The organism is Rahnella sp. BIGb0603 (assembly GCF_024808755.1).
Taxonomy (GTDB): Bacteria; Pseudomonadota; Gammaproteobacteria; order Enterobacterales; family Enterobacteriaceae; genus Rahnella; species Rahnella contaminans.
In genome coordinates, this window is sequence record NZ_JANUEX010000013.1 from 43,798 (window position 1) to 57,512 (window position 13,715).

Sequence of the window (13,715 nt, forward strand, 5' to 3'; positions counted from 1 at the left end):
GCCAGAATCGGCGCCTAAAAGGAGTCAGGATGACGAAAGTACAGGAAAGCTGGCCGGGTGAATTGCCTCCACGGGAAAAATTACTGCAACAGGGCGCAAAAGGGCTGACCGATCAGGAGCTGCTGGCGATCTATCTGCGTACCGGTTGCCAGGGAATGCACGTCATGGCGCTGGCGAAGAATCTTCTGGAAAAATTCGGTTCTCTGCATCAGTTGCTGATGGCTGATTTTGATTCAATGGCGGGCATTAAAGGGATGGGCGTCGCGAAATTTGCACAGTTGGTTGCAGTTTCAGAACTGTCGCGCCGGTCATATTTACGTCACCTCAATGCGGAGAATGCGATGCTCAGCCCGGAGGTCATGCGGGAATATCTGCAGAATTTGCTGGTTTTTCGGGAAAGAGAGGTCTTTCTGGTACTTTTTCTCGACAACCAGCATCGCGTTATTCGCCATGAGGAGATGTTTGCTGGTACTATTGGGCACGTAGAAGTGTATCCCCGCGAAATTGTTCGCGGTGCGATGAAGGTTAATGCGGCAGCCCTAATTCTGGCGCATAATCACCCATCCGGTCGGGCTGAGCCCAGCCTGATGGACCGGAAAGTGACTGAACAGATTATTCGAGCGTGCCAACTGCTGGAAATTCGCGTCCTTGACCATTTGGTTGTAGGCCACGGAGAAACAGTCTCTTTTGCTGAACGCGGTTGGATTTAGCGTCGTTTTTTGAAGATCCTTAGGGATCTTTAGCTGTTCGGGACTTGAGCACTTACGCTACAGAGCGTATACTACGCCACCTTTGAGAATCTTGGGTTTGGCGTTAAGAGCCTATCTCAGCAGGTTTCTAACCTGATGAATTGGTTTTTACCCGACGACAGTGAGTCGGTTCTCAGTGGAGTTTGCTGAGATGGGCTCTAAAGCCTGACGAGGCGGCCATACCCTATACGAAGCTCGAGCTGATTTGATTTTTGGAGAATAGACATGTCCCGAGTCTGCCAAGTTACTGGCAAGCGCCCGGTGAGCGGTAACAACCGTTCCCACGCACTGAACGCGACCAAACGCCGTTTTCTGCCGAACCTGCACTCCCACCGTTTTTGGGTTGAGGCTGAGAAGCGCTTTGTAACTCTGCGTGTATCTGCTAAAGGTATGCGTGTTATTGATAAGAAGGGTATTGAGACGGTCTTGGCCGATCTGCGTGCCCGCGGTGAGAAGTATTAAGGAACTGCATCATGGCTAAAGGTGTTCGCGAGAAGATCAAGCTGGTTTCTTCTGCTGGTACTGGTCACTTCTATACCACCACGAAGAACAAGCGTACTAAGCCGGAAAAATTGGAACTGAAGAAATTCGATCCAGTTGTCCGTCAACACGTGATCTATAAAGAAGCTAAAATTAAATAATTTTAGTGGATTAATAAAACCCGGCTCCGGCCGGGTTTTTTATTGTCTGAATTTGGCCATTTCCGCTCAGAGCGACTTTTGTTTGCCTGATGCTGATGTCTGCGACACACTCTGAGAATCATTCTGCTAAGGGAGAAATTATGCCGGAATTACCTGAGGTTGAAACCAGCCGCAGAGGGATTGAACCCTATCTGAAAGGCCACACGATCATGCACGCTATCGTGCGTAATCCGCGTCTGCGCTGGCCTGTTTCTACAGAGATTCTGTCGCTCAGTGACCAACTGGTGCTGAGCGTTCAACGTCGTGCAAAGTATCTGCTGGTTGAGCTTAAGACGGGCTGGATCATCATTCATCTGGGCATGTCTGGCAGTTTGCGGATTCTGTCGGAAGAAACCGAACCGGGTAAACATGACCATGTCGATCTGGTGATGGATACCGGTTTTGTGTTGCGTTATACCGATCCGCGGCGTTTTGGAGCCTGGTTATGGTCTTCAGATCTGGCGGCCAGCAATGTTTTAGCGCACCTCGGGCCGGAGCCTTTAAGTACGGATTTTACCGCCGGTTATCTGCTGGAGAAGTCGCGCACAAAAAAATCCCCCATCAAGCCGTGGCTGATGGACAACAAACTGGTGGTCGGGGTAGGCAACATCTACGCCAGCGAATCGCTGTTTGTTGCGGGTATTTCACCTGACAGGCTGGCGCATTCGCTCAAACTCGATGAGGCCGAGTTACTGGTCAGAACCATTAAAGCGGTGTTATTGCGTTCCATTGAGCAGGGTGGAACCACGCTGAAAGATTTCCTTCAGTCGGATGGCAAACCGGGGTATTTCGCGCAGGAGTTACAGGTTTATGGCCGCGCTGGCGAGCCTTGCAGGATATGCGGTACGCCTGTCGAGAGTAAGAAACACGCTCAGCGTACCACGTTTTTTTGCCCTAACTGCCAGCGGTAGAACAGACTCAGGCGCTGATCTTATCCATCAGAGCCTGAGTGATTTTTTGAGGCAGGAACGGCGTGATATCGCCACCGTGGCGGGCCACTTCCTTCACCAGAGATGATGAAATAAACGACCACTCTTTTGATGGCATCATAAATACGCTTTCCAGCGTCGGCAGCAAATGCCGGTTCATGTTTGCCAGCTGCATCTCATATTCAAAGTCAGACACCGCACGCAAGCCACGCACCAGCACATTCGCGCCCTGCGCTTTGGCAAAGTTCGCCATCAGATCGCTAAAGCCAATCACTTCAACATTTTTCAGATGAGAAGTGACCTGCGTGGCCAGCGCCACACGCTCATCCAGAGTAAACATCGGTTTTTTGCTCGGGCTGGCGGCAATCGCCAGAATGACATGATCGAACATCAACGCAGCACGCGTCACGATATCAAGATGTCCGTTAGTCAGCGGGTCGAAAGTACCGGGATAAATTGCCTTAGTGCTCATACAAGCTCACTTTTGCAGTTGATGGCTGAGTGCCCACAGGGCGGCATATTTATTGAAAGTATACTGTGCATTGACGCCTGCCAGAATCAAACCCTGTTTCCCATCCAGAAAACCCGCCCGCAGGATCCAGGTTTTTATGAATGCGCCTGATGTGTGTGAAATGACAGAGAAAAAGCTGCAACGGCGGCCTTGCTGATGGCGCTGACGGGCCCATGCTTCGGCATAACTAAGCTGTTTACGCTGAAAAGCAAAGAAATCCCGACAAGTCAGGTGCAGCAAATCGCCTTGCAAAGGGATAACGGCGGCATTGCCCGTGTTCAGCGATTCGTGAACTAAATCGTCGTTATAGCGGAAGGCTGAAGGATATAAGCGGTTGACACGATCGGGATACCAGCCGCTGTGGCGCATAAATTTTCCGAGGAATAAATTACTGCGGCCAAAACTGTAAACCGTGTTTTCCTGAGAATTATTCAGAACGTTTTCCACCGACTGACGCAGTTCCGGGGAAACCCGTTCGTCCGCATCGATCATCAAAATATAATCGCCAGTCGCATAGCTTTGCGCTAACTGGCGCTGCTTGCCAAAACCCGGCCATTGCTCGTTGGTGAAAACTTTGGCGCCGAACTGACGGGCAACGTCCGGCGTGGCATCTTCACTGCCTGAATCAAGCAGGATGATTTCATCTGCCCAGGCCACAGACTCAAGGCATTCGGGCAGCAGATCTGCTTCATTGCGTGCAATCAGCACGACGGATAAACGTTTTTTATCGGCCATTAATGACCCCGCACGGGCAGATAAGGCTCCAGTAAATGCAGCAGGCGTTGTAGCGCTCCCTGATTTTGATGCAAAACTTCTACCGCGTGACGCCCGTAATACAGACGATAATCTTCATCTGTCAGCAACGTGGAGATTTCTTTGACCAGCGACGGTGTATCTGTCACGGTGATCAACCCATCGTCCTGCGTGAGCTTGGCGCAGATATCTTTGAAGTTAAACGTATGCGGACCCATCAGGACTGGAATGGCGTGTGCTGCGGCTTCCAGAGGATTATGACCTCCGCGTTCGACCAGACTGCCACCAACAAACGCCAGATCGGCAATTCCGTACAGCAGCATTAACTCACCCATCGTATCGCCGATCACGACCTGCGTTCCCGACGAAGGCACTTCCCCCGTACTGCGTTGTGTGAAGGTCAGACCCGCTTTGCGTGTCAGTTCACAGGCAACGGGGAAACGTTCCGGATGGCGCGGCACAAGGATCAGCAACAGCGTCGGATGAGCTTTCAGCAATTCTTTATGCGCTTCCAACAGCAAGGTTTCTTCCCCTTCATGCGTACTGGTCGCAATCCACACCTGGCGGCGTGATGCCCACTGACTGCGCAGCGCGATGGCTTTAGCGGCCAGCTCCGGCGTCACGGAAATATCAAATTTCAGGCTGCCGGTAACCGCGAGCTGATTACGTTTTAATCCCAGTGAAAGGAAACGATCGCCATCTTCCTGATTTTGCGCGGCAATCAGCGTGATGCGTTGTAAAACAGTGCGGATAAATTTGCCCAGCTTTTGGTAGCCTTTAGCCGAACGCTCAGAAAGGCGTGCATTAGCAATCACTAAGGGAATTTTACGGCGATGCAGGGCGCTGATGAGGTTTGGCCACAGCTCGGTTTCCATAATGATAACCAACTTGGGGTTCACTTCATTGAGAAAACGGTTCAGCGATCCAGGCAGGTCATAAGGTAGATAAACGTGATGAACACCAGCACCGAAAGCGGACTGAACACGCTCGGAGCCCGTTGGGGTCATCGTGGTGACTGTAATGGGCAATGAAGGATAACGATGGCGCAGGGCGCGGACTAAAGGAATTGCCGCCAGAGTTTCGCCCACTGAGACGGAATGCAGCATGATGCCGCCAGAAACCACCTTCCCTTTGCAGAAGCCATAACGTTCAGCCCAGCGTTTGCGGTATGCCGGTGACTTCCGGCCACGTACCAGCAAACGGATCCAGATAAGAGGCTGGATGAGGTATAGAAGAACTGTATACAGCGTTTGCAACATAATATCCGTGAAGTCTCGAGTAGGGTTGGAATTCTAAGTTTTTAGCCAAATCAAAGCTAATACTTTTAACGCCAGAGGCTGGGCGGCTCACGCATCAAGATGCGGTTACCGACCGTTACGGGATCTATCCACTGATTAATTTTCGCAATTTGAAATACCGACGCCCCAGCCGCCAGCGGAGGCGGAAAGTATTGGCGTTTCGCCACATCAGGTTCCAGACACCTTGCTGGAAAATTTCCTCAACCAGCTTTTTCTTCAATGCCGGGTCTTTTATTTTGTCGACAGTATGAAGAATGCCCAGACCTTCTTTTGCTATTTGCCATTTACACGCTGGAATTTTAGCGACTTTTTCCTGATACCGATGATTAATATCATCCAGCATACGAAGAATCTTCATGTAATGATGTGCAGAGCGGACTTCAGTTGCGTCACCGTCTGTTCTATGTGAAACCGAATTCGAATGGATTAAATAATCGTAGAAAATATCGCTGGTATATTGAACACGTTCTGCCGCCAGCAGAATCTCAGTCGTCCACGGAATATCCTGATGTCTGAGTCCTGGCTCGAAAGAAAAGTGATGACGTTTAATAAAATCATGATTGTAGATGTTCAGCCAGGTCACATGCAGAAACTTGCGGGAGTTGAGTGCCTGTTTCAGCCAGACGTCACCCGAAATAACGCCTGTCGAAGATAAGCGTTCTGGTGGGAAGATTATTTTGTTTTTTTCGCTATTTTCATAGACATAGCGCCCATTACAGGTTGCCACATCCAGCGAGTTCTTTTCAGCCATCTCCAGCAGTTTCTGGTACATTCCGGGATGAATATTGTCATCGATGTCCGGAAATGCCAGATACTGGCCGGTGGCTTGTGACAAACCGTGATTACGTGCGATAGAAACGCCCTGGTTTTCAATCGTGAATACCTTGTACGCCTCAAAAGATGTCCGATAGGATTCAATAATTTCTGCACTTTTATCCGTTGAACCGTCGTTAACAATAATCATCTCAAAATCGGTTAATGCCTGCTGGATGATATTGTCGAAAAATTGGGAGAGAAATTGCTCCCCGTTATAAACGGCAACGATAATACTCAGTGAAGGGGTCTGCAGCATAATTATCCTGGAATAAACGTAGAGCAGCGGGTGCTCAGAATGAATTCTTATTTAGCTCTCAGCATTTTTTGCCAGCGAGCAATATTGTTCGCAAATATGTGCAATGCCAAAGCCCGATAATGTTTCCTGATTGATTTCCGGGGGATTCTGGTAAATATCCACCATCACTTGCGCTAAATGATGGCTGTTCAACTGAGCCAGCCCGCGGGCAAGTTCACCTTGCAGGATTTCAGCAGGGCCGCCCGGACAATGTGTGCTGACGACCGGGGTGCCCAGAAGCAGGGCTTCAACCAATACATTCCCAAACCCTTCGCTGTCCGAACTCAGTACCAGCATTGCTGCATTTCGAATGAAAGGATAAGGGTTAGGCCTGAATCCGGGAAACAGAACCCTGTCTTCTACGCCGAGATCCTGAGCTAATGTTTTCAGCTTTTCAGTTTTCGCTTCTGAACCCTGGCCCAGCAGAACCAGAGGGAGTTCGATGCAGCTTTCTGCATAAGCCTGAATCAGCCGGTCGTGACGCTTATTCTCATGAAAACGCCCCACATGGATCAGGTACGATCCCGGAGGAAGCTCACATTCCTGTGCGGCAGCCAGTCTGATTGCATCAATATCGAACGGGTTGTAGATCACCTTAAGCTGAGAGGGACGGAGTTCGAAATGGGCTAAATCATCCGCGACGGCCTGTGAAACAGTCACGATATTCCGGTCCTGATAAACCTTTTTTATCTTGAGTTTTTTCAGCCAGCGGCTCAGGCCGGTCCGGTGTCCCAGATAAGACGTTGAGAACATCCCGTGTAAACAGAACCAGACTTTATGGCGGGGGAGGTATTTGCTGCGGGAAACGATACGATCGGTTTTGTGCAGGTTTGATAATACCAAATCAAATTCGTCGCTGGATTGTACGGCCTGATCAAGCAACCGGGCACGGCGTGTAAGCTCAGTGATTTTACGCCACGGCGCACGGCATTTATCTTTTATCACCCGGTAAGTCAGACCGTCTGGCAGCGGATACTCACAAACGTCTCTTAATGAAAATAGCGAAACACGGTGTCCGGCGCGCAGAAAGCCTTCGGCTAATGTCAGAACAACCTTTTCGGCACCGCCGCCTGGCAAACCATCGATAACAATCAGAATATTTATCATCGGTTCAGAAGCTCTTTATAGAGGTTAAGAAGCTGCTCTGAAAGGTGCTGAGGCGTATTGTTCATGACCGTTTCCCGTGAGTTTAGAGACTCGCGAGAATCTACCACATTCGACGGCAGAGCCATAATCGCTTGCTGCAGGTCGTTGATATCCAGCGCATCACAAACGAATCCGTTTCTCCCATTTTCTATAAACTCGGCTCCACCACAGGTTGGGGTAGTGATCACGGGCAGGCCACAGGCCATGGCTTCGAGAATCACGTTGGGGAACGGATCGTATAGAGTAGGGAGTAGCAACCCGTCAGCCATTTGATAGAACTGCAGCGTATTTTGCTGAACGCCAAAGAAATGCACCCGATCTTTGCAGCCGCTTGCAGCCGCTAATTCGCGATACCGTGGCTCATTTTTATCTTTGCCGACAACCAGAAGATGTCGCGACGTTCCTGAAATGGCTTTAATTGCCGCGTCCAGGCCTTTACGTTCAAAGCCCGAGCCAACGTAGATCATGCAAGTCGCATTCGCCGGCACACCATATTGCTGGCGAAGCTGAGCGCGCAGCGGGGCGGTCACCGGTTTGAAATGTTGGTTATTTACAGAATTATAAATGACGTGAATTTTTTCTGCGGGCACAGAAAACCGCTCAATGATTTCCTTTTTAACCATTTCGGCATTACAGATAACCGCTTTCAACTCTGGCGCAGCATACATATCCTTTTCGGCTTGCATGACGTAACGGTGAAACCTGTCGGTGAAAAGTCTTTTTGCTTTGTACTGAGGCAACAATCGCGAACGCTCTTCCAGCCATCTGACATGAACGCCATCACCGGCCCGGTATAAATCGCAGCCAGGTATCCGTTCGTGGCTTTGCACCAAATCGAATTTCTCTTTTTGCCAGATTTGCCGGGCCGCGTTGGCAAAACCGCGCTCCCTGCTTACACGACCGAATTTCCACGGGTTGCACAGATGCACATTCCAATCGGGGTTAATGTCACCCTGCCATTCGCGGGTGATGACATTAAGCTCGATATTTTGGTTTTCAAGTGCTTCCAGCGCCCGGGAAACAAACCGTTCGGCGCCTCCGTCAGGGCGGTATTTCTGGCGAACTAAAGCAAGCCGGAATGCTTTCATGCTAATAATCTCCTGGCCGCATCAGTCACGACGTCTACGGGAATGGCATTCAGATAACGTTCGGACGTGTTGGTATCGATATTGTCCGGATCAGGAAGTGGCCCGAAATCACCGGCCCAAATCACTTCACCTGTGGCTTCCCATGGGCGCCAGAAAACCAGTTTTGACGGGCCAAACAGAGCGACGAGAGGAGTTTTCAAAGCCGCCGCCATATGCATCGGGACAGAATCCACGCCGATAAATAGTGCGGCACCATCAATCAAGGCGGCAAGCTGGGGTAACGTTAATTTGCCGGCCAGAGAAATCAGATTGATCTGAGGACAAAGTTTCAGGATACGATCGACCATGGCGAGCTCGTGTTTGTCCGGCCCGGAAGTGACTATCAGTGGATAGCCTTCAGCGTGCAATTGCGTAAGCATGGCGGCCATCTTTTCTTCTGACCAGCATTTGAAGAACCATCGAGAGGTAGGCTGCACCACAATATAACGGCCAGAAACCTGATTCTGCTGTAATAAATGCTGTACCTTTTCACCGTCTTCCTGAGCATAACTCATCGTGGCTTCCGGTATTATCAAAGGAAGCTGAAGGGGGGCCAGCAGGGAGAGGTTTTGTTCAACGGTATGAAGTGCATGATGGTTTTTCGTACTGACCAGTTGGGTGTGGCAAAAACGCCAAAATGCGCCCTGACGTTTTGGAAAATCGAAACCCAGGCGGACAGACGCGCCCGTAAGTCGGGTGGCAATGGCACTTCGCCACTGATCGCTTAAGTTGAGCGTCAGATCATAATGGCGGGACATGACCTGTTTCATTAAACGAATTTCATGAGCCATATGGGACCACACGCCGAGTTTTTTCCAGGTGCGGTCAATGCAATGCAAGTGATGAATGGAAGGATTGGCCGCCAGCATATCCCGGGTTTCCTGGTATATCAGCATATCAATTTCAGCGTCAGGATAACGCGCCTTCAATGTATTGACGACCGGGGTCGTCAGCAACATATCGCCGTGATGACGTAGTTTGATGATAAGGATACGCCTGATAGAGGAATCCGGATTTTGTGCTTGAGCAGTCGTCATAATTCATCACTGTTTAGGAATCAAAGCACGATTCTAAAGTACACTGAAGCCTCAGGCTACACCCAACACGGTTCTTGCGTTGAGGGTGAAAATCCCAAAAAATAGAAACAATCCAATAAATTGTTGTCATAGCGGTATGTTTGCATTGGCATGCCCGCGTAACCGTCATCCTGTACGTTTGATTAATAAGATAAAATTAGGCCAGTTCAATGAAAAAACCCGCATTTATCATCACCATAGATACCGAGGGTGACAATCTTTGGCAAAATCATGAGCGCATTTCCACTGAGAACACCCGCTTTCTGCCGCGATTCCAGAGCCTTTGCGAAAAGTACGCCTTTAAGCCGGTTTATCTTACGAATTATGAAATGGCGCAGGATGCTGCTTATGTGGAGTTTGCCAGTGATGTGATCCGGCGGGGACAAGGTGAAGTTGGCATGCATTTACATGCCTGGAATAGCCCTCCGCTTATCGCGCTGACCGATGATGACTGGCGACACAAGCCTTACCTGATCGAATTCCCGGAAGACCAAATCAAGGCTAAAGTGGCATTTATGACGAAACTGCTGGAAGACAATTTCCAGACAAAAATGCTCAGCCATCGCGCGGGTCGTTGGGCGTTTAATGAGTTTTATGCGTCGCTGCTGGTTGAGCAGGGATATCTGGTTGATTGTTCGGTGACACCGCATGTGAACTGGTCATCTTCACCGGGTAACCCTGAAGGGGCAGGCGGAACGGATTACAGCCGTTTTCCGAAAGAGGCTTATTTCATTGACCTCAATGATATTGCAAAAGCGGGCAATTCTCCGCTTCTTGAAGTCCCGATGAGTATTCAGCTTAAGCACTCGGGAATGCTCAATCATATTAAGAGCGGCTACGATAAACTTCGCGGAAAAACCCGGTCGCCTTCTACGCTCTGGTTGCGCCCATCCGGTGGCAATGTTGAGAATATGAAAAAGGTTGCTGAGCAGACTCTTAAGCAGGGTTCTGACTATATCGAGTTCATGCTGCACTCTTCAGAGTTCATGCCCGGCGGAAGCCCGACGTTCAAAAACGAACAAGACATTGAAAGACTCTACGACGATTTGGAAAAGCTGTTTAGCTGGATAAGCGAACGGGCACAGGGGATGACTCTGGCAGAATATTATCAATGGAAGATGGACTAAGATGTCGCAGAAAAGGATGAAAATATTTTGGATTAATCTTTTCTTACATTGCTATGTAAAGATTAAGCCCACTCTGAAAAGCCGGAAGTCATTCTCGGCAGAAGAGAATTTTAAAAGTATTGCTATTTACTCGACCACGGCGCTGGGCGATTTAATGTTCAATACGCCAGCCATTCGTGCGGTAAGACAACGCTACCCGGATGCGTTTATTACACTGGTCTCCAGTGAAAAAAATAAAACCCTCGTTGAGGGAAGTCTTTTTTTTGACCGGATAGTATATTGGGATGAGAAGGTAAAACACGTCAGAAAACTGGTCACACAACTTAGAGAGCGGCCGCCTGAATTAACGGTAATCTTACACTCAAAAGCACCCTACGACATTCTTAGCGCAGTGATGTCCGGCTCCCAATATATCGTCAAGGATATATACGGCGGTAAGAAGATTGGGATGGAAAAGTGGCTTGTTAATGAAGGATCGTTTTTAAGCTGCCATCTGATTCAACGAAAATTGAATATGTGCAGTTTGTTAGGTTGCGATGTATCCAATAATGAAATGGTTATTCCAGTTGATTTCACGCATCTTAATAAAGAAGCCGGAAAGAAAATTATTGGTTTTCAGATGGGCGCCTCTGAACCAATAAGATGCTGGCCGATATCAAAATTTTCTGAGCTTGCGAAGGTACTTTTCCAATTGGGGCCAGAGTATGAAGTTGTGCTGATTGGGACAAAAAAAGAACTGGCCTATGAAAAATTCTTCCTGAATTCATTGTCGGAAGATGAAGTAAAACGGGTCACCAGCTATATCGGGAAAACCGATCTGAAGCAATTGATGGGCATTATAGAAAACATGGATGTGCTCGTTACCGGAGATACCGGACCGCTTCATCTTGCCGTCGCGCTGAAAACCAAAACTGTCAGCCTTTTCGTGACAGCAAATCCTGACCATACGGGGCCTTATCAGGATATGGAATTGCATCAGGTCATGCGTGTTTCTACAGATATTAAAAATCTGGCAGCAGATATAAAAATACAGCCTTTAGCTATCATTAATGCTGAGGATGTCATGGAAAGAATTGAATTATTGTTACCGCTCTGAGGGTGAGAGCAAGGGAATAGCTATTTTTCCCTTGCTCTGTTTCGCCATTTACTATCGGGCTTTCTTTATTTCTCCGGCCAGCAAAACACCTATCGGGAACCAGAATAAGTACCAGCTTTCGCTGGGATTACTGATATTGAACATTCCCTGCGAAACATAAAAGATCAGCATGAATATGAAGATAGCTGCCTCAAAACGTCTTTCTTCCTTGATGTAACATAACGCCCTGTAAGCGATATAACCCAGCAGCATCAGAAGTGAAATGACACCGACCAACCCGCCTTTCAGCATGCTCCCAAGATACAAGCTATGTGTCGTTGTGATGTGTTCGCCACTGTAATTAATGAAATTCAGACTCTTATCAAAACCGTAACCGAAAACTATGTCAGGAGAGATCACTTCAAACGTATGTCGCCAGATACTGAGACGTAAGTAAACCTGCGATGACAACTCCTGAAAACGTTCAATGACCATCTCAGTAATGCCAATATATGACATGGCTGTAATGACAACGGCAAGTGCGATGGCTGCAATTAAAACGTTTTTCCTGGAAAGAATTTTATAGTGTGACGTGACGATCAGCGAGATCACCAGAGCAATAAAGGGCCCGCGGCTTTGAGTGAGTAATAATGCGATGAAAAGTATAGAGGCTGTGATGATAAACACAGGTTTTTTACTCTCTTTGAACGCCAGCAATGAGAGAATTATCCCGATTGAAAAGTATCCGCCGACATCGATGACATTACTCGGGCCGGGAGATATTGGGCTCATCAGTCGGTTGGTCAGTAAATTTTGATAATCAACAACAATTAAGAAAAGCGCCAAAGCAACAAATCCGAAAATTATCGCTGCCAGAGCAATCTCTCTTTTCTCGCTGCTTAATATTTTCGCGACCATGGCGACAAAGATCAGAATGTATAAACTGTGTGTTAACGCTGACTCAAGGTTTGACGGGATGTCTCCCCAAAGGGTGCTCAGCGAAAAATACAACAGATAAATTGAGCAAAAAAGCAGCCCATAAAGCATCTGTTTTTTATGCAGAAGGGTATCGCGAAATGTTTTGTTTCTGAAAATTAGGAAAAGGAAAACTATTCCCGATAAATGGAAAAGGTTTGTCGATCTTGTATAGCCGCAAAAAATTGCACTGAAGAAAAGAAACAATGTAAAGAATAAATAATAAAGATGCTCTGCATTAATTCTTCTTAAAAAATGCATCATTATATGAAACCTTTTCAAAAATGTAGTCTGGAATAGCACTATTGACTGAAAGATTAACAACTCTTATTTTCTTATCTTTAAGTAATAAGCTGGCATGTTGAAAGGCAGGTAAAACAAGGTTTGTGAAAATACCTTTAAGGTTCGTGGGTTGCATATCGCTCTGGCTTTCATAAAACCGGGGTTTATCAAAGTTGTTCATATCCAGGCCTGCGATAAACAGTTCGGTAAAACCAAGATACAGGGAAATCTGTAATGCCCAGTAAATCACGGTACCGGCATCAAAAATCCCCTGCCGGATATCCGTTGAAAAACCGATATCTGCGCGGTCCGGAGCAAACTCAGCTGAGCTCTCTTTAACAACATAAAAACCTTTTAGCTCATGAGGTTTGAGTGCAGGCTGGTAAATTCTACAAGCAGCATCTTCGATAAGCGCTAAGGTACACTGAATATTTTTTAATCCGAAGCGATCAACGATTCTGGCTATGCCATGCGCCGTCGTAAATAAGGTCAAATTACGTGCGGCAATAATGTTAGCTACGATTTCGGGCTTTTTATCGAAGAATCCCATGTCAACGATAACGTAAAACGAGAATTCAAAAAATTGGCTCAGCGACCAGGCTCCGTTAACGCCAAAAGCCGGAATCGGGAGAGGGGGTTGGGTAAAATCAATTTCTTTTACGGAAGGCCCGGTGGCAGTCAGCATTACCGGCCCGGAAAACTTTCCTTTTAAGGAGGAAAGATCGGCTATGGGTACATACTGGCCGCGATATTCGAGTTTAGTTATTTCCCCCGAACGCGCTCTGCCTATTTTCATATAGGGCCATAAATTTTCATTGTGCCTGTATGACCGCGGGTGCGTGTATCGGTAAATCTGTTTGAAAAAAGATCCCACGA

General features: G+C 47.9%; 15 protein-coding genes. 6 read left to right on the plus strand and 9 right to left on the minus strand.

Annotation, left to right across the window (positions count from 1 at the left end; translation table 11 throughout):
* The first annotated feature begins 29 nt into the window (after positions 1-29).
* The 4 genes from radC to mutM all read left to right on the plus strand — a co-directional run bounded on the left by radC (position 30) and on the right by mutM (position 2,340).
* The gene (gene radC, locus M2403_RS24025; RefSeq protein WP_152324979.1) at positions 30-710 is read left to right on the plus strand and encodes a DNA repair protein RadC; all 681 of its coding nucleotides are present in this window, start codon (positions 30-32) and stop codon (positions 708-710) included.
* A gap of 264 nt (positions 711-974) precedes the next feature.
* Positions 975-1,211 carry a 50S ribosomal protein L28 gene (gene rpmB / locus M2403_RS24030; RefSeq protein WP_101079928.1) on the plus strand — a complete coding sequence of 79 codons (237 nt, stop codon included), beginning with the start codon at positions 975-977 and terminating at the stop codon, positions 1,209-1,211.
* Positions 1,212-1,222: 11 nt separating this feature from the next.
* Entirely contained in the window at positions 1,223-1,390 is a 168-nt protein-coding gene (gene rpmG / locus M2403_RS24035; RefSeq protein WP_004392084.1) for a 50S ribosomal protein L33, read from the plus strand.
* A 140-nt stretch (positions 1,391-1,530) separates the two neighbouring features.
* Positions 1,531-2,340 (plus strand): bifunctional DNA-formamidopyrimidine glycosylase/DNA-(apurinic or apyrimidinic site) lyase, encoded by an 810-nt coding sequence (gene mutM, locus M2403_RS24040; RefSeq protein WP_259231185.1) that lies wholly within the window; start codon positions 1,531-1,533, stop codon positions 2,338-2,340.
* A gap of 7 nt (positions 2,341-2,347) precedes the next feature.
* Here mutM and coaD read toward each other — a convergent pair whose 3' ends face one another.
* The 7 genes from coaD to rfaQ form a co-directional block, all read right to left on the minus strand.
* On the minus strand, positions 2,348-2,830 hold the full coding sequence (gene coaD / locus M2403_RS24045) for a pantetheine-phosphate adenylyltransferase (RefSeq protein WP_152324982.1): 483 nt from the start codon (positions 2,828-2,830) through the stop codon (positions 2,348-2,350).
* Between the two features lie 6 nt (positions 2,831-2,836).
* Positions 2,837-3,604 (minus strand): glycosyltransferase family 2 protein, encoded by a 768-nt coding sequence (locus tag M2403_RS24050; RefSeq protein WP_165062003.1) that lies wholly within the window; start codon positions 3,602-3,604, stop codon positions 2,837-2,839.
* Positions 3,604-4,878, minus strand: a complete 1,275-nt coding sequence (gene waaA, locus M2403_RS24055; RefSeq protein ID WP_193333112.1) for a lipid IV(A) 3-deoxy-D-manno-octulosonic acid transferase — start codon at positions 4,876-4,878, stop codon at positions 3,604-3,606. The genes M2403_RS24050 and waaA overlap by 1 nt, the downstream gene beginning before the upstream one ends.
* A gap of 127 nt (positions 4,879-5,005) precedes the next feature.
* Complete coding sequence (locus M2403_RS24060) at positions 5,006-5,992, minus strand: glycosyltransferase (RefSeq protein WP_165062005.1); 987 nt, start codon at positions 5,990-5,992, stop codon at positions 5,006-5,008.
* Positions 5,993-6,043: 51 nt separating this feature from the next.
* Entirely contained in the window at positions 6,044-7,135 is a 1,092-nt protein-coding gene (locus tag M2403_RS24065) for a glycosyltransferase (RefSeq protein WP_259231222.1), read from the minus strand.
* A complete protein-coding gene (locus tag M2403_RS24070) occupies positions 7,135-8,265 on the minus strand; it encodes a glycosyltransferase family 4 protein (protein ID WP_259231188.1) in 1,131 nt (376 codons plus the stop codon). The genes M2403_RS24065 and M2403_RS24070 overlap by 1 nt, the downstream gene beginning before the upstream one ends.
* On the minus strand, positions 8,262-9,344 hold the full coding sequence (gene rfaQ / locus M2403_RS24075) for a putative lipopolysaccharide heptosyltransferase III (RefSeq protein ID WP_405047856.1): 1,083 nt from the start codon (positions 9,342-9,344) through the stop codon (positions 8,262-8,264). The genes M2403_RS24070 and rfaQ overlap by 4 nt, the downstream gene beginning before the upstream one ends.
* 206 nt (positions 9,345-9,550) lie before the next feature.
* Here rfaQ and M2403_RS24080 point away from each other — a divergent pair, with 206 nt between their 5' ends.
* Both M2403_RS24080 and M2403_RS24085 read left to right on the plus strand, forming a co-directional pair.
* A complete protein-coding gene (locus M2403_RS24080) occupies positions 9,551-10,507 on the plus strand; it encodes a polysaccharide deacetylase family protein (RefSeq protein ID WP_259231190.1) in 957 nt (318 codons plus the stop codon).
* A gap of 1 nt (position 10,508) precedes the next feature.
* Entirely contained in the window at positions 10,509-11,603 is a 1,095-nt protein-coding gene (locus M2403_RS24085; RefSeq protein ID WP_259231191.1) for a glycosyltransferase family 9 protein, read from the plus strand.
* Between the two features lie 51 nt (positions 11,604-11,654).
* Here M2403_RS24085 and M2403_RS24090 read toward each other — a convergent pair whose 3' ends face one another.
* Entirely contained in the window at positions 11,655-12,821 is a 1,167-nt protein-coding gene (locus M2403_RS24090) for an O-antigen ligase (RefSeq protein ID WP_152324994.1), read from the minus strand.
* On the minus strand, positions 12,796-13,713 hold the full coding sequence (locus tag M2403_RS24095) for a sugar glycosyltransferase (RefSeq protein WP_152324995.1): 918 nt from the start codon (positions 13,711-13,713) through the stop codon (positions 12,796-12,798). The genes M2403_RS24090 and M2403_RS24095 overlap by 26 nt, the downstream gene beginning before the upstream one ends.
* Between the last annotated feature and the right edge of the window lie 2 nt (positions 13,714-13,715).

Coding starts and splice junctions, on each gene's coding strand:
- M2403_RS24090 (WP_152324994.1), bottom strand. CDS start 12,821: ATGATGCATTTTTTAAGAAGAATTAATGCAGAGCATCTTTATTATTTA.
- coaD (WP_152324982.1), bottom strand. CDS start 2,830: ATGAGCACTAAGGCAATTTATCCCGGTACTTTCGACCCGCTGACTAAC.
- rpmG (WP_004392084.1), top strand. CDS start 1,223: ATGGCTAAAGGTGTTCGCGAGAAGATCAAGCTGGTTTCTTCTGCTGGT.
- M2403_RS24060 (WP_165062005.1), bottom strand. CDS start 5,992: ATGCTGCAGACCCCTTCACTGAGTATTATCGTTGCCGTTTATAACGGG.
- mutM (WP_259231185.1), top strand. CDS start 1,531: ATGCCGGAATTACCTGAGGTTGAAACCAGCCGCAGAGGGATTGAACCC.
- M2403_RS24050 (WP_165062003.1), bottom strand. CDS start 3,604: ATGGCCGATAAAAAACGTTTATCCGTCGTGCTGATTGCACGCAATGAA.
- M2403_RS24080 (WP_259231190.1), top strand. CDS start 9,551: ATGAAAAAACCCGCATTTATCATCACCATAGATACCGAGGGTGACAAT.
- rpmB (WP_101079928.1), top strand. CDS start 975: ATGTCCCGAGTCTGCCAAGTTACTGGCAAGCGCCCGGTGAGCGGTAAC.
- M2403_RS24085 (WP_259231191.1), top strand. CDS start 10,509: ATGTCGCAGAAAAGGATGAAAATATTTTGGATTAATCTTTTCTTACAT.
- M2403_RS24070 (WP_259231188.1), bottom strand. CDS start 8,265: ATGAAAGCATTCCGGCTTGCTTTAGTTCGCCAGAAATACCGCCCTGAC.
- radC (WP_152324979.1), top strand. CDS start 30: ATGACGAAAGTACAGGAAAGCTGGCCGGGTGAATTGCCTCCACGGGAA.